This window comes from Enterococcus sp. AZ015, assembly GCF_050499225.1.
GTDB lineage: Bacteria > Bacillota > Bacilli > Lactobacillales > Enterococcaceae > Enterococcus_D > Enterococcus_D entomosocium.
This window is the reverse complement of record NZ_JBMHEX010000001.1, coordinates 1,592,563-1,616,065: the sequence shown is the minus strand read 5'-3', so window position 1 is coordinate 1,616,065 and position 23,503 is coordinate 1,592,563. Positions and strand designations below refer to the sequence as shown.

Below are 23,503 nucleotides of genomic sequence, written 5' to 3'. Positions count from 1 at the left end.
TTATTTTTAAGAGACCCTCCTTAAAAACAAAATAACAATCGCAGAATTTCATTCTTTGCCTACCATACCAAAATCGGCAATTGGCCAGAAAACAAATTTTACATCCCCCAAAATTGTTGATTCATCGATCAGACCTAATTGACGACTATCTTTGGAAATTCGACGGTTATCCCCTAACACTAAAATTTGACCTTCAGGAATGACTTCAACACCAAATAACCCCATATCAAAATCACTAGTCAACGGAAAGCCATCTGCGACAGCTGCTTTGAATTCATCCAAGTAGGGTTCATCATATGCTTGTCCATTGATATAAAGGGTATCGTTTTGATAGGAAACCTGGTCGTCAGGTAATCCGATTACGCGTTTGATATAGTTTTTGCCTGCTTCATCCGGTGCTTCAAACGTTATGATATCGAAACGTTCGATCTTGGTATTTTTCAAAGCAATCACCCGCTCACCATCATGTAATGTGGGGTCCATCGAATCTCCTTTTACGATCACAGGGGTAAAGACATACTGTCTTAATAACAAGAGGAATAAAGTAAAGATCACGACAAATCCTACTGTTTTTAAAAGCTCTTTTACTTGTTGCACGCGTCCCTCACTCCTTGAATGTTTTAACTATATTTTCCAAGAATCGAACAAACATTCTTATTTTTCTATTCTACCATAAAATGAAAGGAGCAGGACATCTCCTCTCTGGTTCTTTATGAAAATTTGGGGAATCATTGGACTTGCGTATGAATTGTCATCTTATCTAATCCGTGCTACGGTTGAAATAGAACCCATTATTGAAAGGAAGTGCCAAAATGAACCAACAGTTACCACAAGTGCCCACGAAGTTATTGATTGACGGAAAATGGCTTGAAGGAACAAAAGAGTCGGTTTCGGTTACCAATCCTGCCACTAATGAAGAACTGGTAAAAGTCAGCCAAGGAGGCATCGATGAAACAAAGCAAGCGATCGATGCCGCCGCGAAAGCCTTCACAGATTGGTCAAAACGTTCGCCTCGAGAACGAGCCGATTTGATGAACAAGATTGCTGATTTAATGGAACAAGAAAGCGACCGTTTGGCAAAAATTATGAGCATGGAACAAGGAAAACCATTAAAGGAGGCAGAGGCAGAAATCCAATCCAACGTAGACAATTTCCGTTGGAATGCCGCCGAAGCACAACGGGTCTACGGCGAAGTGATTCCAGCTCCTGCACACAATCATTGGCTGGTGCGAAAAGAAGCCATCGGTGTTGTTGGTGCGATCACGCCTTGGAACTTTCCTTCCAATATGATTGCTCGAAAAATCGCTCCTGCCATGGCAGTTGGCTGTACCCTTGTTATGAAACCATCTAAAGAAACACCCCTATCAGCATTGGCTTTAGGTGAACTTTTTCAACAAGCGGGCCTTCCTGACGGAGTCGTCAATATCGTCTTAGGGGATTCTTCTGAAATCGGGAAAGAATTGACTGAGAACAAACAAGTCAAAAAAATCACCTTTACCGGCTCCACGAAAGTTGGGATGAAATTATACGAACAAGCTGCACCAACTCTGAAAAAAGTTTCATTGGAGTTAGGCGGCCATGCCCCGTTTCTTGTTTTTGCTGATGCTGATTTAGATTTAGCTGCTGAAAAATTAATTGCAGCAAAATTCCGCAACAACGGTCAGGTCTGTACATCCCCCAATCGAATTTTTGTCGAAGAATCCATCAAAGAAGCCTTTACTAAAAAGCTATTAGGGCAAATGGAAGCCGTAACTGTTGGTAATGGTTTAGAGAACCCCACCGTTGGTCCTTTGATCAATCAAGCAAGCGTTAAAAAAATCATCGACCAGCTGGAAGACGCGGTAAATAAAGGGGCTAAAGTCTTATTCGGTGGGAAGAAGCTTACTGAAGGTGAATACGAAAAAGGCAACTTCTTCGCACCAACGGTCATCGACGGCATCACTCCTGACATGACTATTTACTATGAAGAAACCTTTGGACCCGTGATTCCATTGATCTCATTTACGGATCGACAAGCAGTCATCGCTGCGGCAAATGATACGGAATTTGGATTAGCCTCTTACTTCTTTTCAACGAATCTGCAAACAATCTCGGATGTAGCCCAAAACCTCCAATATGGGATGGTTGGGGTCAATGACATTGCGATCTCAAACCCGGCGGCTCCCTTCGGCGGCGTCAAACATTCCGGTTTTGGTCGTGAAAACGGCAAATATGGTCCTGAAGAATACGTGACTGTCAAATTTATCGCCATTGATGCCCAGTAAGAAAAAAAGTCAGGCGCGTTTGCCTGACTTTTTTCTTACAAAGCATTTTGTTTTACTAACATTAAGTAAGAATGTATACTTCATTCTATGACAATAGAAAAGGTGGAATACTATGACAAAATTTCTTGATACGATCAAACAGCGCCGTTCAATCTATGGATTAGGCAAAGATGTTTCACTCTCAGATACAGAAATCGAAGCCATCGTGAAAGAAGCAGTAAAAAACAGTCCAACTGCTTTTAACGCACAATCGCCACGTGCCGTGATTTTATTTGGCGATGCCCACGAAAAATTATGGACGTTAACGGAGGTTGCTTTAGAACCATTGACACCACCGGAGGCGTTTGAAGCAACGAAACAAAAACTTGCTGGCTTTAAAGCAGGTTATGGAACCGTTCTATTCTTTATTCACACAGATACCGTTAAGAACTTGCAAGACCAATTTGCCCTTTATGCAGATAACTTCCCGGTCTGGGCAGAACAATCGAATGGGATTGCCCAAGCGAATGTTTGGGTAGCTTTAGAAGAAGCCGGATTAGGCGCCAACTTACAACATTATAATCCAGTAATTGATGATGCTGTTGTAGCTGAATGGTCAATTCCTGAAAATTGGCAGCTGCGGGCCCAATTAGTTTTTGGTTCAAAACAAAGCGAACCAAATGAAAAAGAATTTTTAAATGATGACGAACGTTTCCGCGTTTTCCATTAAAAACGATTCCCGATTTTAAAAAAAAGACCCTTGATTACGGCCACATACGGCAGCAATCAAGGGTCTTTTAGTCATTTTTTCCTTGATCATGATCGACCAGAATATCGATCGGTGTTCCTTCATTCAAGTGCTCCGACAAAAAAACCACCAATTCAGCTAACGGTTGTTTGAATTTCATTAATGGTCCCCGCATCCCTTTTCGAAAATAGTTCATCTTGATGGGCTGCCCTTCCTTTTCTTGAAATAATACGACCCGATCAATGTCTTGGTACAGTACCCCTTTAATACTCATTGGATGGACAATAATTCGATCTAGGGCTAACCCGCGGCTGTCTAGCACAAAGCTTAAAAAGACAAAACCTGAAACGATTCCTCGCACCTGATTATCCAATTGGTCATCCATCATCAACATGGATAGGATAATCATTACTGAAAAGATCGTAATAGCGATTTTGCTTAGTTTGCGCTCAACAGCAATAAAGTGAATCTCTTTGCGTACCACCAATAAATAGAGGTACAAAACGATCGTAAAGGCACACATCAATAGCGTTAACCCACTCATAAAACTCTCCGTTCTGTTTTCTTTTCCCTATTTTACCAAAAAATGATCTGTTACAAAAGGCTTAGCCTATTTCCTAGGTTTTTTGATATCTATTTTCACCAGAATTCGGTACAATAAGAAAAAAAGGAGGAATTATCATGAATGCATTTTTTGATAAATTACAACGCTATGACTTGCTTCGTGCCGTCGTATATATCGTCTTCGGCTTCATTATCTTGATTGCACCACGATCTGTTTTCAACACGATCGTTTATCTCGTTGCCGGATACATCGCATGTCTAGGAATCATCAGCTTGTATACGAGCTACAAAGAAAAACAAAAGGGCTATCGCAATGTGCAGTCGGTCTCTGGTATCTTACTGTTGATTGCTGCAGCTGCGATTTTAGTTTTTGCTAAAGGATTACTTGCCATCGTGCCATTTTTCTTAGGGATTATGATCACCATCAGCGGATGCACCCGCTTAATGGCAAGCTTTAACCAAAAACGCATTGGTTTACCTTACATCACGAGCTTAATCATCAGTCTTTTGATTATTGCTGCTGGACTCGTTCTCGTATTGAATCCATTCGCCACTTGGCTACTGTTCTTCCAAATTTTTGGCGGTATCTTGATTTTCATGGGGGCATCCGACGCTATTAATCATTTTCAACGAAAAAGAGCCTAATAAATGAGAATGTTTTAAAATTTTCTACGAATCTAACATCTACATGTAGACTTTTCCCGCTATTCCTTTTAAAATAGGAGATATCAAACAGTCAGTCCATTGAGAGGCGGGAGGTGCGACATGAAGAAAATTAAGCAAGAAGCAAAACATCCAAATGATGTGCCGGTAATTTTTTTGACCGATGCAACTGGCAAAGTCGTACGAAAAATCTCGATCAATGAGTGGCGTGCGTTAAAAGCGAATCCAGAACAAATCGAAGAACTCGATATCAAATTGTATCGTGAAGCGATCAGTTTCTATCTTCAAGAAGACTATGCGAAAGCAAAAGATCTCTTGCACTTCTTGATCAATAAAACGGACTATAGTCATTACGAATATGTTGAACGATTAGCCAATATCTATCGCATCGAAAATCGTCCTGCTAAAGAAAAAGTCCTATTGCTGACTGCTTATCATGCAATCAAACCGTTAGAATCCTCTGAAGGAATTCTAAGAAGGATCGAAAATCGATTACAAAAAATCGATGCCTTTGATTTTCCAACTTCGACACAATTCAGTCATTAAAAAAGCAGCTATCTTTCGATAGCCGCTTTTTTTATGCTTCTGGCAGTTTACGCAAAAGACGTAACCCGTTAAACAATACGATCAATGTACTGCCTTCATGGGCAAATACCCCCAACCCAATGTTCATCAAGCCGAATAGATTCAAGCCGACTAATAACGCGACGATAAACATGGAGAAAAAAATATTTTGCCAAATGATCCGATCCATCTTCTTCGCTAAGCGATAGGCATATGCAAAACGCGAAAGATCATTCTTCATGATCACTGCGTCTCCTACTTCAATCGCAACATCTGACCCTTCCCCCATCGCAAAGCCGATGTCTGCTTGAACAAGTGCAGGGGCATCATTGATACCATCACCCACCATGGCGGTTTGTCCGTATGCTTCTTGGAGTGCTCGTACCGCTTCCGCTTTGTTCTCAGGCAAAACATTGGCAGCCACTTGGTCAACCTTTAAGCGCTGACCGATTGCTTCACCAGCAGAAGCACTGTCTCCGGTGATCATAACAGTATGGATACCTTCATTTTTCAAATAATGAATCACAGAAGCTGCCTGTTCGTTCGGCTCATCCATCAATGCGATGATCGCCGTAACCTCTTCGTTGATGGAAAACACGACCATTGTTTTTCCTTGCGCTTCCAATTGACGGTACTGTTGCTCCATCAAACCTGTTAACTGGGTGTTTTCGGTTCTTTTTCCTAATCGATAGGTTTTTGTTCCTGCGACGGCACCTAAACCGGAACCAATCTCGTTTGTGACAGTCAACTGTTCGATTTCTCGTATTTTCTCTGTCTTCTCGAAATAAGTAACGATCGCATCTGCTAATGGGTGGTTGGCTTGCTTTTCCATCGAAACGATGACCGCTGCTGCCTCTGCTCGATCGATCGTATCAGCGAAAACGGCTTCCGTGACTGTAGGTTTTCCGACGGTCAAAGTTCCCGTTTTGTCAAAAGCCACCGCTTTGATCTGAGAGAAATTGGTCAAGTAATTGCTCCCTTTAAAAAGAATCCCTTTTTTCGCTAGATTCGAGATCGCCGATAAACTAGCAGGGACGGCGCTTGCCGCTAAAGCACAAGGAGAAGCCGCAATCATCATTACGATCCCACGATAAAAACTTGTATACCAATCCCAACCAAAGAGAAACGGTGCAGTCAAAATGAACAAAGGAACTGCAATGAAAACAACTGTTACATAGATTGGTTCGATTTTTTTGATTCGTGTTTCGGTCGGTGATTGATTTGATTGCGCCGCTTCCACCACTGAAAGAATTTTTGCGAAGACTGTTTCAGAGCTGTCTTTCGTGACTTCCATCAAAAATGTGCCGTTTCCATTAATCGTACTCCCATAGACTTCGTCTCCTGTAGTCTTTTCTCGAGGAATACTTTCCCCATTGATCGAAGCTTCATTGATGGCACTCGTTCCAGAAAGGATTACGCCATCTGTTGCTAACTGATCACCAGGTAGCACTTGCAAAATATCTCCTTTTTTTATCTCAGAAGCGGCAATTTTTTTGGTTTTCCCATCCGGACCCATCAAACGGGCTTCCGTGGGATTCAATTTGAGAAGATTGGTGATTTCTCTTCGACTTTGTCCCTCGGCGTATTCTTCTAAGAAGTGAGCGCCTGCAAAAATCAAAATCAACAAAGCTGCTTCATTAAAATTTCCTATGACCATGGAACCAATCGCTGCCAACAACATCAAAAGATGTACATTCGGTGTGAATCGCCGATTGGCTCTGGTACTCTTTATGGTATCCTCGATTCCTTCCCACGAAATGTGATAACCTGCTAATAAAACCGCAGCAAAATAAAACCCATCTTTCACCCATTGGTTCGGAACAAAAAGTGCCAGTATAAAGAGCAGTAAGCCTACAAAATAAATGTTACGTGGGAGAGTCCCATGATCGTGAGTATGAGAATGCCCCTCCGTTTTTGTGTGATCATGTTGACAAGTATGTTCAGCCATCATTAAAACCTCCTCTAGTCCATCTGTCATATGAACGATCAATCATATTTATAGACTTATTATATATGAATAAACAATCATATGTCAACCGAAAGAAGTTTTTCTTGTGAAATGTAAGCGTTTTGGGTTTTGTGATTCCTTATGGCATGCTAGAATAAACTTAGGAGAGAAAGGAGTGTTGGTTATGAGAACATTTACTGGCGGTATTTCACTAAGTCCCCCATTAAAAATGTTAAAAGAAAAATTAATGATCGAACAAGATGAAATTCTTACCTTTTCACCCACGATGGTCTTTATCCCTTTAGCACAACATATTGGTGCTCCGGTGGAACCGATTGTTTCCGTTGGTGATTACGTCAAGCAAGGGCAAGTGATCGCTGAGTCTGATGCGTTTGTATCTGCCAAAATTCATGCATCTGTTTCGGGTAAAATCGTCGACATGGTCGATTGGCCGAATCAAAACAATGAAGAAGGAAAAACCATCATCATTGAAAATGATTATGCTTATCAAAATGATTTTTTGTCAGCCCCCTTCGACTGGCAATCTGCTGCTAACGAAACCATCCTCAACAAAATCCGTCAAGGCGGCGTCGCCGGCAAAGGCGGTGCAACGTTTCCCACCCATGTCAAATTCAGTATTGATGAAACCAAAAAAATCCATACTTTGATCTTAAATGGTTCTGAATGTGAACCGTTCTTACGCAGTGATGCTTTCTTAATGCAAAAAGAAGCCCAGAAAATCATTCACGGTGCAAAGATTGCCCAAAAGTTACTGGATGGTCCAAAAATCATAATAGGCATCGAAGATGACAAACCAAGAGCCATTTCAGCCATGCAAGCCGCAAGTGCAGAGGATGACACGATAGAAGTCGTTACTGTCCCAACTGTTTATCCAACCGGTGGTGAAAAGCAGTTAGTAGAGTTATTGACCGATCAAGAGGTGCCGTTAGGTGGTTTGACTGCCGATATCGGTATCGTCTTGATCAATGTTGCCACCAGCTTTGCCATCGGCGAAGCGGTCTGTTATGACAAACCGTTGATTGAACGCTATACAACCGTTACCGGCGATGTTCAAAATCCCTGCATCGTCAAAAATCCGTTAGGAACACTCGCAGGAGAATTGATCGACTTTGCCGGCGGCTTTCAAGGAGCCCCCAGCAAATTGATTCTTGGTGGACCAATGATGGGAAAATCCGTCAAAACCTTGAAAGTTCCGGTCACCAAAGGCAGCAACGGCATCGTTGTTTTTAATGAAGAAACCGATTGGCTCTATGCCGAAAACCCCTGTATTCGCTGCAACAAATGTGTCGAAGCTTGTCCAATGCGCCTCATGCCAATGGAGATCGATCAGTTTTATCGAGCGGGGGATTATCAAAAGTGTGAAGAATTATTGGCAGAAGCATGTATCAATTGTGGTGCCTGTACCTTCGTCTGCCCAGCTAAACGTTCCTTAGCTGCCAATATCACTGCCGCAAAAGGCAAAGTTGCCCAGTTGCAAAAGGAGGCGAAGGAAAGTGCCTGATTATTACAAGGATTCCGATAGCGAACGTCTCTTTCAGCAAAGGAAAAATCAAGAAACACCCCCAAGCCCCCATATTCGCAGCAATGACGAGACCATTAAAATCATGGGGTGTGTGGTATTAGCCTTGCTGCCAGCAGTTTTATTCTCTGGCTACCTTTTTGGATTGAAAGTTTATGGCTTGTTTTTCATTGCACTAGCCACGGCGTTTGCTGCCGACGGACTTTGGTCCTATCTTGTCAAACGGCCGTTTCGCTTCGATTTAAGCATCGTCGTGACGGCCTTGCTTTTAACGATGAACCTCCCACCAACCGCACCTTGGTATTTTCCCGTGATTGGGGTGGCGTTTGCCGTAATCATCGTCAAAGAATTTTTTGGCGGTATTGGTTATAATTTTCTAAATCCAGCCCTCGGCGGTCGAGCCCTGTTGATTGGCTTGTTTTATAACCAAATGTTTCTAATCAGTTGGCCTGATCCACCTTTTGGCAGCATCGCACCTGATGTCGTTTCGCAGGCTACAGCGAACGATGTTGTTTCTGGTGCCACACCATTAGCTGTCATGAAAGCAGGAGAAACGTTGAGTGGCTCTGAACTAGTGGATGCCTTTTTAGGATTTACCGGAGGACGAATCGGTGAAACCAGTGCCTTACTTTTACTGTTGGGTGGGATTTTTCTCGTTTACAAGAAAATCATCTCCCCTCGTATCCCACTGATTATCTTTGCGACGATCGGGCTCTTTGCTTTTATCCTTGGTCCAGAAGGACTTTTTACTGGCAGTTGGCAAACGGTCATCGGTCATATCATCAGTGGTGGTGCCATGTTGGGTGCGATTTATATGGCGACTGATTATTCTTCGACACCAGGAACAAAAGCAGGAGAAAATCTTTTTGCCTTAGGCGTTGGCCTCCTCGTTGTGCTCTTCCGTTTCTTTGGTTTTACAAATGAAGGCATGAGCTATGCCATCTTGATCATGAATTGTTTCACCCCACTTATTGATCGCTTCTTACGCCTTCGCATATTAGGGGAAGGAAAAAAGACCCCGTTCAACCTTAAAATCATGAGCTAAATCGTAAAAAAGGAGGGTTCCTTATGATGATCGCCAATCGGCTAGTGGTCTTTCTAGTCATTCTACTCACAAATTACGCCTGTCAAAATTTGGCACCGACCGTCAAAGAGAAAAAACCGAACGTGACGACACGGGTGGTTTTCCTCTCAGGGATCATTGCGGTCGCTTACTTGTTCAGTGGGTTAAGCTTTTATCTTTTACTTCAAAATCGTTTCGTCTATGGCAATCAAGTGGTCACCAACTTGGTAAGTGCTGCCATCATCGCCTTGATTGCGGGGGGCTTGTGTTTACTGATCGTTCCTGCAAAAAAACGTTTCTTGACGACTGATCTAAAAAAAACGCTCCTAGTCAATGTTCTCTTGCTGACGATCGCCACCGTGACCCAATTTCCCTATACCGATTATTTAACCAATTTATTTGTTGCTGTAGGCATGTATTTCCTCTTTTCTTGTGCTTTGTCAGGGGTTCATACACGGAATCAAATTGCCACGATTCCGCCAATTCTAAAAGGTTTACCGCTGGATATCGTAACACTTTTTCTATTCTATCTAAGCTTTTCCTTTCTCAATGGTGTCTTCTTCAATTATTTATTCTAAACAAAAAGCAAGTCCCGCTTTGGCAGCGGAACTTGCTTATTTTTTGCGGAATAACTCTCTGAAGGAACCGATCAAAAAACCAGTCGAAAAAGCATTTTGTGCTTTTTGCTCTTTTTCAGCAGCGATTTTTTGTCGGGTTCGCAGCCCCTTATTGGCATTTTTGGACTTCTTCCCTTCACGGAGTTCTTTCGAAGCCTTTTGAAACTCATTTGAGAAACGATTATACCCAACCATGTCGTTTCCCTCCTTTCTTTGTGCTTGACCTATAATAACGAGGATTTATTATAGGAATTGCCTTTCTGATGCAAATCAGGTAACATAACAGACAGAAAGATGATTTATCCCAGGTTTATCAGAAAGGAAGATCCCATGAACGAAACCCACACTGGATTGTTAGTCAATAGCCGCGTTTTTCAAGAAACGCCAATGATGCTGACAGGTATCCAACTTTTAGAAGACCACAAAATCGTAAATTGCATTATTAAGGATCGCTACTTAGCCAGCTATGTCTTACGCCTTCCATTAAATAAATACCAATTAGAAGTTGAAGGAAAATGGAACAAGCGGGAACAGTTAGTGATCAAACATATGAAGATCAAGAATATCGATGAATTTATTAAAATCGTCGGTACGCCAGAATAACAGGACTCACGAAAAGCAAGTGCAGACAACTGCCCTTGCTTTTTTTCTGAAAAAATCCAACTAATTTTCCCGCGTGTTCCTCCGATGTTTATCGCGACATTCTGGTAAACCGATCGATCAAGGCTTTTTGCTCCTCTTTGATACCGATCGCCAACGGTTTGATCATTAATTTGACAGTGGTCGAAGGCGTCTGAATCTGAACTTTTTTATTTACCACACCGCCTAGTTGTAATTTTGTGATCTCATGGATCATAATTGTCTGCATCCCTTTTTCATGAAATTGCAGATCTAACTGAATCAAGTGGATTTTTTCTTCGTCAACCACCACGATAAAATACTTTGGTGTTGGCAGGGCAATCATTTTGGCTTCCTCGGCATAACCAGCCAGTTTTCCATGGAACTTCGCACGGTAGCTTTCTAAATCATCTTTTTTCACGATCCATTTCATCAAAAGCCACATCCTTCCTTAGATACCTTAAGGATACCTGCAGAAAACGCTTTTGCACAACAATATGCCTGCTTGTTTCCTCACATAGCCCCATTCAACACGTTTGATCATCAAAGACTTTTCATCTAGACATAGATGTTTTTGTCACCACGACTGCTGAGTCAAGCAAAAAGACAGCGAGGCGCTTAGTGCCCTTCGCTGTCTTTATTTGGATAGTAGTGTTGGAAAAGTCGCAGAAAAATCGGTGCCAGCATCAAATAAAAGATGCCATTCCCCGCTGCATGCAACGCATCAAAGCTCAATCCTTGAAAGTAATAAGCCCAAAAGCTGGGAAACCCATAAAGCTTGACACTGATCCAAGAAATCACAAAGCCATACGCAAAACCTGCAAATACACTATAAATGACTTGTAAATACAACTTTTTCATAAACAGTTTGCTTTTTGATAATAGATACATTCCAAAAATTACGACGGCATAGCTAATCAATTGGGCAATCGTCCATACCCCCATTCCCATGTAAAAATTGGTAATCAGCATCGAGAGCAGACAAACGATCAATCCACGACTAAGACCTAAATGGATGGTTACTAATAAAAAGATCACCGTCATTGGTTGAACATTGGGTAAGGGTTGAAAAAGTGTCCTGCCGACGATGGCTGCTGCTATAAGCAACCCTAAATAAGCAATTTCTTTTCTAGCAAATACAAGTGGTTTATTCGAATTTTTCATAGGTGAAAACCACTTTATCGTTGTTTCCTAAAAAGGTATCATCTGCCCCAGTCGTAATCATTTCATCATTGATCGTATATGTCCAATAATAGCCAGCTTTTTCATCTTGGGCTAAACCGTCGATGCTGGTGATCATCCCTTGATTTTCTTCCAAGTCAAAGTTCTCTTTCATGATAGTCATCAAAGAAACCCCTTCTTTAAAAGTGACCGTTTTGGTTTCGATCTCCTGGTCTTGCTCTTCACTTTTATTATTGAAGCTGATTTGGGCAGTGCGCTCTTCGGCATTTTGTTGGACTGACGAAGAGTCACTAGAGGAGTTACCCGCATCCATCGATGGTTTGGCACATCCGGCAAAAACCAGACTTAGTAAAAAAATATAACTAAAAATTACTGTTTTCTTCATAATAATGGCTCCTTTGATTTTTTTTACAACACCTTATTGTACTAAAAATAAATAAAAAAGGCGAAATTTTTTTGTTCCCCTCTATAGAAAGCATTGTAAATCCATGTGACTATGGGTATACTAGCTTCAATCATTCGTAAGAAGAAATGAAGGAGTGTTGGAAAGATGGATAGAAAAAAAGCGTCCTGTACCACTTTACTAGTAGGAAAAAAAGCATCGATTGACGGCTCGACCATGATTGCCCGTAATGAAGATTCAGGGAGCGGTTCGGAACCGCAAAAATTCGTCGTCATCACTCCAGAACAGCAAGGAAATGAATTTTACGCCGTTTTAAGCGGCTGTCGAATCCGTTTACCTAAGGATCCCTTACGTTATACTTCGACACCTGAAGCAGATGAATCCCAAGGAGTCTGGGCAGCTTCAGGAATCAATGAAGTAAATATCGCCATGACTGCGACAGAAACGATTACGACCAATTCACGCGTTTTGGCCATTGATCCATATGTGGAAGATGGTATCGGGGAAGCTGATTTCGTCAGCATTGTACTGCCTTACATTCATTCCGCTAAAGAAGGTGTTCTTCGCCTAGGGGAACTCTTAGAAACCTATGGGACCTACGAAGCCAACGGGATCGCGTTTTCTGATGCCGAGGAAATTTGGTATATGGAAACCATCGGTGGACATCACTGGGCAGCTGTTCGCATACCAGATGATGCCTATGTCGTGGCACCCAATCGCTTAAACATTGATCACTTCGATTTCGCCTCAGAAATGACGTTGTGTTCGCAGGATCTCGAACAGTTGATTGAAGACTATCAATTAAATCCTGATTTTGAAGGCATTAATCTACGCCATATTTTTGGCAGCTCCTCAGAAAAAGATACCCGTTACAACAACCCGCGGGCATGGTACATTCAAAAACACTTTAGCGGAACAGTTGCTGAACCGATCGATCAAGAGCTCCCGTTTGTATGCTACCCAAAACAAAAGCTATCCGTGGAAGATGTAAAATGGGCATTGAGCTCCCACTTCCAAAATACGCCTTTTGACCCTTACGGTACAGGGACCGAGACACAAAAAACACAATTTCGATCGATTGCTCTTAATCGCAACCAGCAAGTCCATATTTTGCAGATCCGCAACCACGTGCCTGCAGCAATCGCTGGCATTCATTGGCTCGCCTTTGGCCCCAATACCTTCAACGGCGTTGTGCCCTTTTATGCAGCTATCACTAAGACCCCACTTGGCTATTGTGATACGACAAAGACCTACGATCCAACAAATAGCTATTGGTTAGGACGCACCTTGGCGTTGATTGGGGACAGCGACTACGATCGCTATAGTGATCTTGCCAACCGTTTTGAAATGGAAACGATGGCGGCTTGTCGCCGCATCCAACAAGAAACTGATCGTAAAGCTTCCGCTGAAAAGGAGCCTACTCGTCTGCTTGAAGAAGCCAACGCTGAGATGGCCGAACTGTATTTAAAAAATGCAACAACGTTACTAGGAAAAATGGTGGAGTCTGGCAGTAATAAAATGGCCTTGCGTTTTTCTTTAGCCGATTAGTCAATCGTTGAAAATAAAAGGATTAACAAAAACTTTACATGGAATTGCAGCAATCTAAACATTGCTCTCCTATACTAAAGATACCAATTCGTTTTCTTTTTCCTTGCTGGTACAAATCAAGCAATTGATTTGTACTGGTCCCCCTATTGAAGACCAGTTGGGAAAAAACGTTGGGAGGAATGAGCATGACTGCAAGTATTTATCGGACTGTCACCAACGAAATTGTTAAAGGTGAAATCATCAAAAGCCAGAGTCAGCAAGATATGCTGATCATTCAAGACAAAAAAGGCTATTTCCATGTCGTTGAACCAATCCCCGCTACTACTACATCAACTCCCCACAGGACGAAAGACTAAAAAATCCACTGGCGATCAGAAAGAATACAGGATCTTTCTGATTGCTCAGTGGGTTCTTTTTTGTTATGTCAAACTCAATGTGAATCGGTTCAATCCATCAATGAGTTTTTCTCGCGAACAGCCAACGTTTAGGCGTAAAAAATTTCTCCCTTCATTCCCATAGATTTCCCCTGACATAATCGCGACTTTTCCCTTACGAATCATTCGTTGCTGCAATTCCACCATCGTTAAATCCAGTGCTGTACAATCAATCCACATAAGATACGTGGCTTCGCTTTTCGTGACCACGAGTTCTGGATGATATTCCTGTAAATAAGCAATCACATAAGCAATGTTATCATCCAGATAGTCATTGAGCTGATCCACCCACTTACTTTCATTATCGTAGGCAGCAATCGTTGCGGTCATGCCAAAAATACTGGTGGAGCTCAACCCATCGGCTTCTTTTAACTGAGTTAAGAAGCGATCACGCAATTTGGAGTCAGGAATGATTCCATAAGAATAAATCAACCCTGGGAAATTAAACGTTTTGCTACCCGAAGTAACAAGGGCTACTTTTTTTTGCAACAAATCAATGATTGGTTGATGCCTTTGTCCTTTTCTTACAATATCCATATGAATCTCATCAGAGATGATAAATACATCATGGGTTTTCGCCAATTCGATCATTCGTTGCAACTCATCTTTTTGCCAGACTCTCCCAGTTGGGTTATGAGGACTACATAAGAGAAGAACTTTGTTCTCAGGCTGTGCCATCAATCTTGTTAGCTCTTCAAAATCAATGCGATACGAGTTGGCATCATAGATGAGTGCATTAGGTACGATTTTTCTTTTGTTCTCTTTGATCATTTTATAAAACGCATCATACGCTGGCGTCTGAATAATGATCCCATCTCCTGGATTGCTGAGTAAGGTGACGAGTAGTTTGATGCTATACATGACGGAAGGACTGTAGACCAGCCAATCGCTGTCGATCCTACTTTTAAAGCGTTCAGAATACCATTTGCAGACCGCTTGCTTGAATTCATTATGATTCCAACGTGTATACCCAAATACCGGGTGCTGCATCCGCTTGATAAGTGCCGCTTCAACTGCAGCTGGCACCTTGAAATCCGTATCGGAAATCGTAAATGGCAACAAGTTTTTTTCACCAAAACGGTCTTCCACATAATCCCACTGGGTACAATGGGTTCCTTTACGATTGATTGGCTCATCAAAAAACATTTTCTTCACTCCTACTACTTGACAATTTTGCTAAAGAATCGCATCAAGTTGATTTCTGACTGTTGTTACTTTCGTTCCAATGATTACTTGAACGTTCGTATCATCTAAGTGAACGACCCCAAGCGCACCTAGTTTTTTTAGCCGTTCATCATCAACCAATGTACCATCGTTTAGAACGAGGCGTAGCCGTGTAATGCAATTGTCTAAAGAATCAATATTGCTTGCTCCCCCTAAAGCTGCCAAAATACCATGGGCATCGTAGCCACTCTTTCCAGAATAGGTCATTTCCTCTTCCAACTCATTCGTTTGATCGTTGTTCTCTTCTCTACCAGGTGTCTTCAAGTTCTTGCGAAGGATCACTGTTTTAAAAACAAAGTAATACAGGGCAAACCAGCAAGCTCCTACGATCAGAACGAGCCACCATTTTGTATATGCGCCTTGCATCACGCCAAAGATAAGAAAATCAAGCACGCCCCCATCGGTATTTCCAATCGTGACACCCAATAGACTCATTACCATAAATCCAGCACCTGTCATGATGACATGAAAAATCCATAATAAAGGGCTGATGAATAAGAATAAAAATTCGATTGGTTCAGTAATTCCTGTCACAAAAGTTGCAATGACGCCTGAAATCAACAAGCCTTTTATCTTTGAACGATTCTCAGGTTTTGCTGTCTGGTACATAGCTAATGCTGCTGCCGGTAAGCCAAACATAAAGGTTGGCATTTTCCCTTGAGACAAGAACGCCGTTGCACTTGGTGAGATGCTTAAACCGTTTTGTAATTCCGCATAAAAAATATTTAACGCCCCAAAGACTTGCTGACCATCGATCAGCTGACTTCCCCCTGCTTCGGTAAAGCGAATCATGGAAACCAAAATATGGTGTAACCCAAATGGCAGTAATAAGCGCTCACCTGAACCAAATAAGAACGGACCGAAAGGACCAGCTTGTTGGATCAAATGTCCGATTCCTGTGATGATCATAGCAAACAATGGCCAAATCATCGGAATGATCACCCCGACCACAGCTAAAGTAAGCGAGGTGATGATTGGAACAAACCGGGCTCCTGAAAAGAAGGCAAAACTATCTGGCAATTGAAAATGGTAGAAGCGCGTATGCAATTTATAAACGATCAATCCTGCGATAATACCACCTAGAACACCCATTGATAATGTTTGAATGCCAAAAACGATCTCTTGTCCTGCTTCTCGAAGTTGATCTGCAGTAGCTAATTGATTCGTTTCTTGTAAATAAAAATTGATGGATAAATGCATCACGACATAGCCCACAAAGCCTGAAAATGCCGCAACTCCCTTCTCTTTTCGTGCTAGACCTAAAGGAATCGCCATCGCAAACATGACGGGTAAGTAACTAAAGGCAAACCCACCGATCGTTGACATGAAACGAAAAACCACTTGAAGCCAAGAGGCACCTAAAAATGGGAAAACGTCGATCGTTGAAGAAGATGAAAATGAACTACCAATCCCTAAAAATAAACCCATGAATGCGAGTAAAGCGACTGGCAACATAAATGTTTTCCCAAGTCCTTGAAAAATTTCCATCCAGCTTGCTTTCTTTCCTTTTTGCATATCATTTCCTCCTAACACTTTTATCTCTTAAAATGTAAACGATATCAAGAAGGCTTACAATACAGTTACCAAAACAAGAATGACCATTCACAAAATGGAATGGTCATTCCGGAGCAAGTACTTCTTCGATTTGATTGGCGTATTGAATAATTAAAATATCCAGTAACGCTGCTAAAGAGATCCGTGGGCTCAAATCGACTTCATGATGATAAATCGTTGTCATTTCAACAGAAAAAGAGAAGGTGGCAAGCTTTTCCAACGTGCTTGTTGATTGACCAATACAGGCTAAAATCGGCACACCTCTTTGTTTCAACCGGTTAGCATAATTTAGCATCCCGATTGTTTCCCCACTATGACTAATAAAAATAGCCATATCTTTTTTTGATAGTTGATTAGCGATGGTTGTCAATTCATCCCAATCCGTTGAAGCGCCAACCGTTTTTCCTAAGAACCGCAACTTTCGACTCGCAGATAATGCAACCGGCGCACTTTGCCCTAAAGCAAAAAATTCGATTCGTTGTGCTTGCTGCAACATTTCCACGGCACGCTGAAAGTCAGCCTCTTCAATCATTGATAAGGATGTCGTCAGCTGGTCAATCATTTGCTTGATCAGTGGGGATAAGCCAAGAGAAGCTTGAGTAGATGATTTTCTTTCAAGAGTTTGATAATTCTTCAGTGAAAATTTGAATTCTTGAAAACCGGTAAAGCCAAGCTTTTTTGCCATTCTGCTGATCGTCGCTTGACTGGTGTACGTTTGGGAAGCTAACTCATCGGCCGTCATTTCTGAAACTTTCTCGGGCGCCCTTAAACAATAGTTAAGGACCGTTCTTTCTACTCGGTTCAGCTCTGGAATTTTGTATTGGATTCGTTTATATAAATGATTCATCACCTGCTTCTCCTCCCTACTATTGCTTCATTCTTCCGTCTCCACTATGCTTCATTTACTCATTATACCTTCCCTCAACAAAAGTACAAACTGATGATGAATGGCTTGAAATAAAAAAAAGGACTCACCCTTTGAGGAGTGAGCCATCTTTGTTATTTTCTTTGCATCGGTCATCTGTAGACAGTCACTTCAGTAAACTCTTGCCCGTTGCCGTAATCATTTTCTTTCGTTTGACGCTTTCCATCAATTCGTTGTTTGCAACTGGCAAGTCCATTTTCGACATAGTTCACTGTATTTGCAACGATCCTTATTATAGTTGCTAGACCTTTCATCAAGGGATCATTTGATTCCATCCTCTATTCCCCCATTTCTATCACGCTTAAGCCGCTACTGGCTTTTTCTTATAACAAGTATAAAAGAAGTACCTTAAACGAAACTAAAAGAGAAGAACTTCGACAAAAAGAAAAGCAGACTAGTTTCTCTTTTTGGTAAAATATGGTAAATGTAATAGGAAAGGATGATCAGTCTCATGATAAAAACTTTAGTGGTAGCCAGCCATCCGGATTTCCACAATTCGCTTTCCCAACGATTCTTTAGTGAAAGTGCCAAGCTTCCTAACGTCACCATGCATTTCCTTGATGATCTTTCTGATTTTTCTCTCGCCAATGAACGGATGCTGTTGCAAACATGCGATCGTTTGATTCTACAATTCCCCCTATATTGGTACAGCGTTCCAGCAAAAATGAAAGCTTGGATCGATACGGTTTGGGAAAAATGTGCCCCTGCATTGGTGGGCAAGGAAATCAGTTTCGCCGTTTCTACCGGCGTTGCCGCCAAAGAATTTCAGCTAGGCGGCCGAGAAAATACGACCTTCAATGAAATTTTGCACCCACTGGTACTCATGGCAAAAAAACACCAAATGACGGTACTCCCCATCGTTGTCCTCGATCAACTGATGTATAAATCAGAACAAGAGAAACGAGCCTTTGTCATTGCCTATCAGCAACTTTTATTAATGCCGGCTCCCTTTACATTTGATCAAAAGCAACAATGGTTTAGCGAAAAGCTGGCGCGTTTGGTTTCTGAAAAACCGCAGCTTGCTCCTTTGCTATCCTTGTTGCAGGAAAACCATGAAACGTTGATCGAATTAGATGACGCTTTAACTGAATTGGAGGTGCTGTGATGGATCACGAATGGCTGAAGCCACTGATAGAGCAGTCAATAAAAGAAACAGCTGACTATCACGAAAAAGCATTTTTGCAAGAACTAGAGAAGTTGCTTCATCAGCAAGAAATTCGAATCGAATTGAAACAAGGAGAACTTGACGGAAAATTGTGGAATCCTAGTGAATGGTAAAATCTGCACTTGTATCCAAGAAAAAACTTTGTTCCACCTAGCTATAAAACATGCTGGGTGGGCCAAAGTTTTTTTGAATCGTTTCTTTTGCTTGTTAACTAGGATTCGCACATACTCTTTGTAGCAGCGATATAGGCTGCTTGCAAACGTTTCGTGATCGAACCCAATGTACCATTGCCAACTGATTTCCCATCTACTTTGACGATAGGCACAATTTCCCAGACAGAATTGGTCAAAAAACATTCTTGCGCGTTGTTTAGTGCCTCAACAGGGACAGGTTCTTCTCGATAAGGAATTTCTAATTGCTGACACAACTGTAGCACCTTCATTTTCGTGATACCTGGTAATACCAAGCGTCCATCCGGATGTGTATAGACGATACCATCAATGACAAACCAGAGATTTGATGCCGAAGCTTCCGTGAAACATCCATCTCGTTGCAGGAGTGCATCATCGAACCCCGCTTCGATCGCTTGATCTAGCGCTAACAGATTTCCTAACAAGCTCAATGATTTGATATCACAATGCAACCAACGCTCATCTGGAAGAACGGTCGCAGATAGCCCTGCATGCTGCATTTCCAGAGGTCGTTCAAAGGGGATCACATTTGCGGTCACGACTCCTTTGACTGCTCCAGCAGACGGAAACTCGTGATTGCGGGGAGAGGCGATTCCTCTGGTGATTTGAAGATAGATCTCTCCTTCTGTGATTCCTTCGGTTTTAACCAGTAACTTAAGGTTTTCAGTTAATTGGGGAATTGTATAAGGCAACGTCAGTTTAATTTTTTGCGCACTACTTTCTAAGCGAGTCATATGCTCCCCTAACATAAAGCAGCGACCATTATAGATTCGAATCACTTCATAGATTCCGTCACCATACTGATAACCGCGATCTTCAATGTCAATTTTCACCGCTTCTCGATCAACGATTTGATCGTTCCATAAAACCTTCATTTCCTCACTCCTATCGTCCTTCTCGTTTCAATAAGTATAGCATTTGTCTTTAGGCCTTGCTACGTAGTGCTTAAAAGCAAAAAAACCTGCTGATGGAGACCGCTCCAACAGCAAGGTAGAACATTTTCGTTATAATGAATCTTTATCAATTACAGATCGTTCTAATTTTCGTTCTTGAAAAAAACGCAACAATGTACCAGACATTGCCATCACGATCGAATACACTGGCAGTGCCACAATCATGCCTACAAATCCAAGCAAGTTGCCGGCAATCAATAATAAGAAAACCGCAATGATTGGATGGATATGCAATACTTTTTTCATCACTAATGGTGAAACAAGATATGATTCACCTAACTGAATGATCGTGATTCCGACAATCAGAAAAATAGCTGTTCGAATGTCTTGACTTAACGCAAATAAAAAGGCTGGTGCTGCTCCGATAAAGGGGCCGAAATAAGGAATAATGTCCAGAACGCCGCAAATTAATCCTAATAGTAAGGCATTTTGTAAGCCTAGCAAAGAAAAAATGAAATAGCTTGAAACCGCAACATAAGAACAAACCAGCAATTTCCCACCGATGTACGCTGACGCTGCTTGATGAAAATCACTACAAAGTTGTCGCATTAAGCCTTGATAGTTTTTCGGTGTCTTACTTGCCAAAAAATCAGGAACTTTCTCACCGTCTTTAAACATATACACTAATAACAGTGGGATCGTAAACAAGACGATCGCTGAATGAGAAACGATGGAGATCAAACTCGTCAGACTATTGGTTGCCCCGGTAATAAACTGTAAGGCAAAGTTGCTAGCTTGGGAAATATCAATCGAATCAATAAAAGGACCAAATAATTCTTCTAAATAAGAATGATCAATAGTATCGATCACCAAATTGATGATGATGGGAATTTGATTGATAAAACGCCCCATCTCATAGGCTAATGCTGGTCCAATCACCTGAACGATCAAATACGCTGCAAAAACGATCAGCAGCAATGTCGAATATAGCGCAATGCTTTTCTTTTTCGTTCTTTTTTTTACCCAATTAAAGAAAGGTAAAAAGATGTAAAAAATAAAAATTGAAATCAATACTGGTAAAAAGACACTAGAAAAGATGGCTTCCAGTGGTCGAAAGACAAACAGTATATTTGAATAGATCCAGACCGCGATCCCTAAGAGACAGACGATCACTAGACCTGCAAAAATTTTTGATTTTTTAAGAAACTCCAATAATAAATCCTCCTGATTCTAGAAAGTAATTCAACTTCTTTCAGTTTAGCATAATTTTAAAAACGAAGGATGATTTCAAGAAGAATTTTTCAAAAATCCATGTTTTTCATAGCAAACTTTCAATTAATTTAATTTTTTTCATCTCTACATCTCGAATCTAATCAATTTTGATGAGCTGAAAACGGCAACGGAATATGCAACCGTCTGACAAAGTAGACTGCTGAAGCAAACTGGAGCAACCCTAGCAAAAAGAAAATCACATGCAAGACATTCCATTCTTGTAATAAGATGACCTGCACGATGATCCAGACAACTAAACTCATGCCTAAAAGCATTACCCCGTGGTACCCTTTGTTAAGCCGCAAGAGGAAAACAACAATCAGATTACCCAAACCTAAGATAGCGAACAAAAACAAGCCGGGAATTAAGAAGGTCGTGAAGGGTGTTCCTTGCAGCATGGCCGCTTCCAAACCAGCAAATGTCTCCCCTTTGCTTAACGGCTCAATGCTTTTAAACGCCAATAGACTTCCTCCACAAGCGCCAACACCAATAAAGAGACACAAAAAAAGTAACGCAAAGCGCATCTTCATTTTTCTCCACTCCTTCTTAAAACCCAACGCAACTAAAAAAATATTCTCAGTGACACATCGATTTTCTTATTCCTTATTCGCTTTTTGCTGAATAGATAAATGCGGCAATTTGCTGCTCTTCCACAGAGGAAAAGCCACACGCCTCATAAAAATGACGCGTTTTTTCTGTGTTGTCCGTAATCAAAACCTTTTGCCGTATTGATGGATGATTCGCCAGCATTTTTTTGAGTAATCGCTGACCAATTTTTTGACCTTGGAACTCGGATGCTACTAATAGATCTTGAATATAAAGAATGGTTTGTCCATCGGTTATGCAACGGATAAGCCCCACTAGCTGCTCTTCAACATAGGCCGTGATCACCTCTGAGTGGGCTAACGCTTTTAAAAGACGCTCGGGATCTTTAGTATAGGCGCTCCAGCCAACTCCCTCATACAAAGCGAGTACTTGATTTGAATCAGATGGTAATTGGTCTTTAAAGACGATCTTCATACTTTTCCTCCTTGTAATAACTTAGCGACAGGGTGGAACAATAGAAATAGAGTTGACAGCTCTTTTCCAAACAAACTCTTGTTATTAAGCCGTAATGCATTGCTTGACTAAAGAGTATCCTGAGGAAAAGCGGCTGTCAACTCTAATTACGAAATACTTGAAGAACAAAATTGAACTGGTTCTGTTTCTAAGCCAGAACGTTAATCAATCAACAACTCATTTTTTAAACGTTGGCTCGTCGTCTGTTGCTCTTCAGGCGTTACTTCTTGATAGGAAATTCCATATTCTCCTCTGAAGCCATCGCCGGTGAACCCACTGCCAGCCATTTGGTAAGACTCGACAGTCCCTAATGCTGATTGATATTGGATAAATAATTGACTCATTTGCGAAAAAGTTAGATCGGTTTCGCCATTTTCTCCAATGATCGTTAGCAGATCCTGAATCCGCATCACGCTGGAAAGTGAAACTAACTCTTTTGCCAGAATCTCAGTCACTTCTCTCTGACGGCGCTGACGGCCATAGTCACCTTCTGGATCATCCTTTCGCATACGAGTATACTGAAGCGCCTCCCAGCCATCTAAATCGAGGATCCCCTCTGGGTAATCGATTTTCTCAGCAGTAAAAGCAAATTCATTTTCAACCGTGATGCCACCAATTGCATCAACAAGATCTGCCATCCCATCCATGTTTAAGGAGAAATAATGATGGATCGGTATATCAAGATATTGTTCGACGGTTTCAATCATCATTTTTGCCCCACCAAAAGAATGGGCATGATTGATTTTATCATGGTACCCTTGTCCCACGATTTCCACATAAGCATCTCTAGGAATACTCGTGAGGGTGGTTTTTCTTGTGGCAGGGTTCAACGTTGCTACCATGATGGTGTTGGCGCGAAAATCGGTTTTGCGACGAGAGTCATTGGCGATCCCTAACAAAAGAAGGCTTAGAGGCTCGGCATTTTCGATGACTTCCGCCTCTTCTCGTCCTTCGATTGGACGATGGATCGAGTGGGCAACATCCTCTACTTGAAAATACACCCTAACCGCATAGACAGTTCCTGCTGAGATAATTCCGGTCAGCAATATCAGGAAAATGATTATTAGTTTTTTTGCTGTACTCAA

28 protein-coding genes are annotated in these 23,503 nt (G+C 41.6%); 12 read left to right on the top strand and 16 right to left on the bottom strand.

Translation table 11 applies throughout. The features are described 5' to 3' along the window. Nucleotides 1-48: 48 nt before the first annotated feature. Nucleotides 49-597, bottom strand: coding sequence for a signal peptidase I (gene lepB, locus IGK85_RS07550; protein WP_429972212.1), 549 nt, complete (start codon nucleotides 595-597; stop codon nucleotides 49-51). Between the two features lie 215 nt (nucleotides 598-812). Here lepB and IGK85_RS07545 point away from each other — a divergent pair, with 215 nt between their 5' ends. Further along, nucleotides 813-2,264 carry an NAD-dependent succinate-semialdehyde dehydrogenase gene (locus tag IGK85_RS07545; protein WP_008381925.1) on the top strand — a complete coding sequence of 484 codons (1,452 nt, stop codon included), beginning with the start codon at nucleotides 813-815 and terminating at the stop codon, nucleotides 2,262-2,264. A gap of 112 nt (nucleotides 2,265-2,376) precedes the next feature. Then, on the top strand, nucleotides 2,377-2,973 hold the full coding sequence (locus tag IGK85_RS07540) for a nitroreductase family protein (protein WP_008381927.1): 597 nt from the start codon (nucleotides 2,377-2,379) through the stop codon (nucleotides 2,971-2,973). A gap of 67 nt (nucleotides 2,974-3,040) precedes the next feature. On the opposite strand, the gene IGK85_RS07535 is transcribed toward IGK85_RS07540, so the two are convergent. Further along, on the bottom strand, nucleotides 3,041-3,535 hold the full coding sequence (locus IGK85_RS07535; RefSeq protein WP_005236128.1) for a hypothetical protein: 495 nt from the start codon (nucleotides 3,533-3,535) through the stop codon (nucleotides 3,041-3,043). A 137-nt stretch (nucleotides 3,536-3,672) separates the two neighbouring features. Here IGK85_RS07535 and IGK85_RS07530 point away from each other — a divergent pair, with 137 nt between their 5' ends. Both IGK85_RS07530 and IGK85_RS07525 read left to right on the top strand, forming a co-directional pair. Beyond that, nucleotides 3,673-4,200, top strand: coding sequence for an HdeD family acid-resistance protein (locus IGK85_RS07530; protein WP_008381929.1), 528 nt, complete (start codon nucleotides 3,673-3,675; stop codon nucleotides 4,198-4,200). A gap of 120 nt (nucleotides 4,201-4,320) precedes the next feature. Then, a complete protein-coding gene (locus tag IGK85_RS07525) occupies nucleotides 4,321-4,764 on the top strand; it encodes a hypothetical protein (RefSeq protein ID WP_008381931.1) in 444 nt (147 codons plus the stop codon). A 31-nt stretch (nucleotides 4,765-4,795) separates the two neighbouring features. Here the strand turns inward: IGK85_RS07525 and IGK85_RS07520 are convergent, their stop codons facing one another. Further along, on the bottom strand, nucleotides 4,796-6,730 hold the full coding sequence (locus IGK85_RS07520; RefSeq protein ID WP_035007263.1) for a heavy metal translocating P-type ATPase: 1,935 nt from the start codon (nucleotides 6,728-6,730) through the stop codon (nucleotides 4,796-4,798). Between the two features lie 184 nt (nucleotides 6,731-6,914). Here IGK85_RS07520 and rsxC point away from each other — a divergent pair, with 184 nt between their 5' ends. Genes rsxC through IGK85_RS07505 form a run of 3 tightly spaced genes read left to right on the top strand, consistent with a single transcriptional unit; the run spans nucleotide 6,915 to nucleotide 9,911 of the window. Beyond that, nucleotides 6,915-8,252, top strand: coding sequence for an electron transport complex subunit RsxC (gene rsxC / locus IGK85_RS07515; RefSeq protein ID WP_008381935.1), 1,338 nt, complete (start codon nucleotides 6,915-6,917; stop codon nucleotides 8,250-8,252). Next, nucleotides 8,245-9,315, top strand: a complete 1,071-nt coding sequence (locus IGK85_RS07510; protein WP_005236139.1) for an RnfABCDGE type electron transport complex subunit D — start codon at nucleotides 8,245-8,247, stop codon at nucleotides 9,313-9,315. Before rsxC ends, IGK85_RS07510 begins: the two co-directional genes overlap by 8 nt. 23 nt (nucleotides 9,316-9,338) lie before the next feature. After that, a complete protein-coding gene (locus IGK85_RS07505; protein WP_008381938.1) occupies nucleotides 9,339-9,911 on the top strand; it encodes a hypothetical protein in 573 nt (190 codons plus the stop codon). A gap of 36 nt (nucleotides 9,912-9,947) precedes the next feature. Here the strand turns inward: IGK85_RS07505 and IGK85_RS07500 are convergent, their stop codons facing one another. Beyond that, complete coding sequence (locus IGK85_RS07500; protein ID WP_005236143.1) at nucleotides 9,948-10,145, bottom strand: hypothetical protein; 198 nt, start codon at nucleotides 10,143-10,145, stop codon at nucleotides 9,948-9,950. A 135-nt stretch (nucleotides 10,146-10,280) separates the two neighbouring features. On the opposite strand from IGK85_RS07500, the gene IGK85_RS07495 reads away from it, so the two are divergent. Then, nucleotides 10,281-10,553, top strand: coding sequence for a hypothetical protein (locus IGK85_RS07495; RefSeq protein ID WP_005226206.1), 273 nt, complete (start codon nucleotides 10,281-10,283; stop codon nucleotides 10,551-10,553). An 88-nt stretch (nucleotides 10,554-10,641) separates the two neighbouring features. Here the strand turns inward: IGK85_RS07495 and IGK85_RS07490 are convergent, their stop codons facing one another. From IGK85_RS07490 to IGK85_RS07480, 3 genes are all read right to left on the bottom strand, one after another. After that, nucleotides 10,642-11,013 carry a hypothetical protein gene (locus tag IGK85_RS07490; RefSeq protein ID WP_005226207.1) on the bottom strand — a complete coding sequence of 124 codons (372 nt, stop codon included), beginning with the start codon at nucleotides 11,011-11,013 and terminating at the stop codon, nucleotides 10,642-10,644. Between the two features lie 173 nt (nucleotides 11,014-11,186). Then, entirely contained in the window at nucleotides 11,187-11,732 is a 546-nt protein-coding gene (locus IGK85_RS07485; RefSeq protein WP_008381943.1) for an ECF transporter S component, read from the bottom strand. Next, a complete protein-coding gene (locus IGK85_RS07480) occupies nucleotides 11,716-12,135 on the bottom strand; it encodes a DUF4430 domain-containing protein (RefSeq protein WP_016612115.1) in 420 nt (139 codons plus the stop codon). The genes IGK85_RS07485 and IGK85_RS07480 overlap by 17 nt, the downstream gene beginning before the upstream one ends. Before the next feature lie 165 nt (nucleotides 12,136-12,300). Here IGK85_RS07480 and IGK85_RS07475 point away from each other — a divergent pair, with 165 nt between their 5' ends. Continuing rightward, nucleotides 12,301-13,701, top strand: a complete 1,401-nt coding sequence (locus IGK85_RS07475; protein ID WP_005236152.1) for a C69 family dipeptidase — start codon at nucleotides 12,301-12,303, stop codon at nucleotides 13,699-13,701. A gap of 185 nt (nucleotides 13,702-13,886) precedes the next feature. After that, the gene (locus IGK85_RS07470) at nucleotides 13,887-14,057 is read left to right on the top strand and encodes a hypothetical protein (protein WP_005236154.1); all 171 of its coding nucleotides are present in this window, start codon (nucleotides 13,887-13,889) and stop codon (nucleotides 14,055-14,057) included. Between the two features lie 63 nt (nucleotides 14,058-14,120). Here the strand turns inward: IGK85_RS07470 and IGK85_RS07465 are convergent, their stop codons facing one another. The 4 genes from IGK85_RS07465 to IGK85_RS07450 all read right to left on the bottom strand — a co-directional run bounded on the left by IGK85_RS07465 (nucleotide 14,121) and on the right by IGK85_RS07450 (nucleotide 18,113). Then, a complete protein-coding gene (locus IGK85_RS07465) occupies nucleotides 14,121-15,281 on the bottom strand; it encodes a MalY/PatB family protein (protein ID WP_008381945.1) in 1,161 nt (386 codons plus the stop codon). A 30-nt stretch (nucleotides 15,282-15,311) separates the two neighbouring features. Continuing rightward, complete coding sequence (gene malX / locus IGK85_RS07460; RefSeq protein WP_008381946.1) at nucleotides 15,312-16,874, bottom strand: maltose/glucose-specific PTS transporter subunit IIBC; 1,563 nt, start codon at nucleotides 16,872-16,874, stop codon at nucleotides 15,312-15,314. Nucleotides 16,875-16,977: 103 nt separating this feature from the next. Continuing rightward, the gene (locus IGK85_RS07455) at nucleotides 16,978-17,760 is read right to left on the bottom strand and encodes a MurR/RpiR family transcriptional regulator (RefSeq protein WP_144330333.1); all 783 of its coding nucleotides are present in this window, start codon (nucleotides 17,758-17,760) and stop codon (nucleotides 16,978-16,980) included. A 170-nt stretch (nucleotides 17,761-17,930) separates the two neighbouring features. Continuing rightward, nucleotides 17,931-18,113: a hypothetical protein gene (locus IGK85_RS07450; RefSeq protein WP_008381949.1), complete on the bottom strand. Its 183-nt coding sequence runs from the start codon at nucleotides 18,111-18,113 to the stop codon at nucleotides 17,931-17,933. Between the two features lie 164 nt (nucleotides 18,114-18,277). Between IGK85_RS07450 and IGK85_RS07445 the strand changes: the two genes are divergently transcribed. Continuing rightward, complete coding sequence (locus IGK85_RS07445) at nucleotides 18,278-18,943, top strand: NAD(P)H-dependent oxidoreductase (protein WP_035007267.1); 666 nt, start codon at nucleotides 18,278-18,280, stop codon at nucleotides 18,941-18,943. After that, on the top strand, nucleotides 18,943-19,116 hold the full coding sequence (locus tag IGK85_RS07440) for a hypothetical protein (RefSeq protein ID WP_005236169.1): 174 nt from the start codon (nucleotides 18,943-18,945) through the stop codon (nucleotides 19,114-19,116). Before IGK85_RS07445 ends, IGK85_RS07440 begins: the two co-directional genes overlap by 1 nt. A 98-nt stretch (nucleotides 19,117-19,214) precedes the next feature. On the opposite strand, the gene dat is transcribed toward IGK85_RS07440, so the two are convergent. The 5 genes from dat to IGK85_RS07415 form a co-directional block, all read right to left on the bottom strand. After that, the gene (dat, locus tag IGK85_RS07435) at nucleotides 19,215-20,069 is read right to left on the bottom strand and encodes a D-amino-acid transaminase (RefSeq protein ID WP_008381954.1); all 855 of its coding nucleotides are present in this window, start codon (nucleotides 20,067-20,069) and stop codon (nucleotides 19,215-19,217) included. 129 nt (nucleotides 20,070-20,198) lie between these two features. After that, nucleotides 20,199-21,299: an AI-2E family transporter gene (locus IGK85_RS07430; protein WP_008381956.1), complete on the bottom strand. Its 1,101-nt coding sequence runs from the start codon at nucleotides 21,297-21,299 to the stop codon at nucleotides 20,199-20,201. Between the two features lie 161 nt (nucleotides 21,300-21,460). Next, nucleotides 21,461-21,889, bottom strand: a complete 429-nt coding sequence (locus IGK85_RS07425) for a hypothetical protein (RefSeq protein WP_008381958.1) — start codon at nucleotides 21,887-21,889, stop codon at nucleotides 21,461-21,463. A gap of 73 nt (nucleotides 21,890-21,962) precedes the next feature. Next, the gene (locus tag IGK85_RS07420; RefSeq protein ID WP_005236183.1) at nucleotides 21,963-22,379 is read right to left on the bottom strand and encodes a GNAT family N-acetyltransferase; all 417 of its coding nucleotides are present in this window, start codon (nucleotides 22,377-22,379) and stop codon (nucleotides 21,963-21,965) included. A gap of 200 nt (nucleotides 22,380-22,579) precedes the next feature. Continuing rightward, nucleotides 22,580-23,503 (bottom strand): LCP family protein, encoded by a 924-nt coding sequence (locus tag IGK85_RS07415; protein ID WP_008381960.1) that lies wholly within the window; start codon nucleotides 23,501-23,503, stop codon nucleotides 22,580-22,582.

Bases quoted from the DNA above. Each gene is read 5' to 3' on its own strand.
- IGK85_RS07545 (WP_008381925.1), top strand. From the start codon at position 813: ATGAACCAACAGTTACCACAAGTGCCCACGAAGTTATTGATTGACGGA.
- IGK85_RS07540 (WP_008381927.1), top strand. From the start codon at position 2,377: ATGACAAAATTTCTTGATACGATCAAACAGCGCCGTTCAATCTATGGA.
- IGK85_RS07535 (WP_005236128.1), bottom strand. From the start codon at position 3,535: ATGAGTGGGTTAACGCTATTGATGTGTGCCTTTACGATCGTTTTGTAC.
- IGK85_RS07530 (WP_008381929.1), top strand. From the start codon at position 3,673: ATGAATGCATTTTTTGATAAATTACAACGCTATGACTTGCTTCGTGCC.
- IGK85_RS07525 (WP_008381931.1), top strand. From the start codon at position 4,321: ATGAAGAAAATTAAGCAAGAAGCAAAACATCCAAATGATGTGCCGGTA.
- IGK85_RS07520 (WP_035007263.1), bottom strand. From the start codon at position 6,730: ATGGCTGAACATACTTGTCAACATGATCACACAAAAACGGAGGGGCAT.
- rsxC (WP_008381935.1), top strand. From the start codon at position 6,915: ATGAGAACATTTACTGGCGGTATTTCACTAAGTCCCCCATTAAAAATG.
- IGK85_RS07505 (WP_008381938.1), top strand. From the start codon at position 9,339: ATGATGATCGCCAATCGGCTAGTGGTCTTTCTAGTCATTCTACTCACA.
- IGK85_RS07500 (WP_005236143.1), bottom strand. From the start codon at position 10,145: ATGGTTGGGTATAATCGTTTCTCAAATGAGTTTCAAAAGGCTTCGAAA.
- IGK85_RS07495 (WP_005226206.1), top strand. From the start codon at position 10,281: ATGAACGAAACCCACACTGGATTGTTAGTCAATAGCCGCGTTTTTCAA.
- IGK85_RS07490 (WP_005226207.1), bottom strand. From the start codon at position 11,013: ATGTGGCTTTTGATGAAATGGATCGTGAAAAAAGATGATTTAGAAAGC.
- IGK85_RS07485 (WP_008381943.1), bottom strand. From the start codon at position 11,732: ATGAAAAATTCGAATAAACCACTTGTATTTGCTAGAAAAGAAATTGCT.
- IGK85_RS07480 (WP_016612115.1), bottom strand. From the start codon at position 12,135: ATGAAGAAAACAGTAATTTTTAGTTATATTTTTTTACTAAGTCTGGTT.
- IGK85_RS07475 (WP_005236152.1), top strand. From the start codon at position 12,301: ATGGATAGAAAAAAAGCGTCCTGTACCACTTTACTAGTAGGAAAAAAA.
- IGK85_RS07470 (WP_005236154.1), top strand. From the start codon at position 13,887: ATGACTGCAAGTATTTATCGGACTGTCACCAACGAAATTGTTAAAGGT.
- IGK85_RS07465 (WP_008381945.1), bottom strand. From the start codon at position 15,281: ATGTTTTTTGATGAGCCAATCAATCGTAAAGGAACCCATTGTACCCAG.
- malX (WP_008381946.1), bottom strand. From the start codon at position 16,874: ATGCAAAAAGGAAAGAAAGCAAGCTGGATGGAAATTTTTCAAGGACTT.
- IGK85_RS07455 (WP_144330333.1), bottom strand. From the start codon at position 17,760: ATGAATCATTTATATAAACGAATCCAATACAAAATTCCAGAGCTGAAC.
- IGK85_RS07450 (WP_008381949.1), bottom strand. From the start codon at position 18,113: ATGGAATCAAATGATCCCTTGATGAAAGGTCTAGCAACTATAATAAGG.
- IGK85_RS07445 (WP_035007267.1), top strand. From the start codon at position 18,278: ATGATCAGTCTCATGATAAAAACTTTAGTGGTAGCCAGCCATCCGGAT.
- IGK85_RS07440 (WP_005236169.1), top strand. From the start codon at position 18,943: ATGGATCACGAATGGCTGAAGCCACTGATAGAGCAGTCAATAAAAGAA.
- dat (WP_008381954.1), bottom strand. From the start codon at position 20,069: ATGAAGGTTTTATGGAACGATCAAATCGTTGATCGAGAAGCGGTGAAA.
- IGK85_RS07425 (WP_008381958.1), bottom strand. From the start codon at position 21,889: ATGAAGATGCGCTTTGCGTTACTTTTTTTGTGTCTCTTTATTGGTGTT.
- IGK85_RS07420 (WP_005236183.1), bottom strand. From the start codon at position 22,379: ATGAAGATCGTCTTTAAAGACCAATTACCATCTGATTCAAATCAAGTA.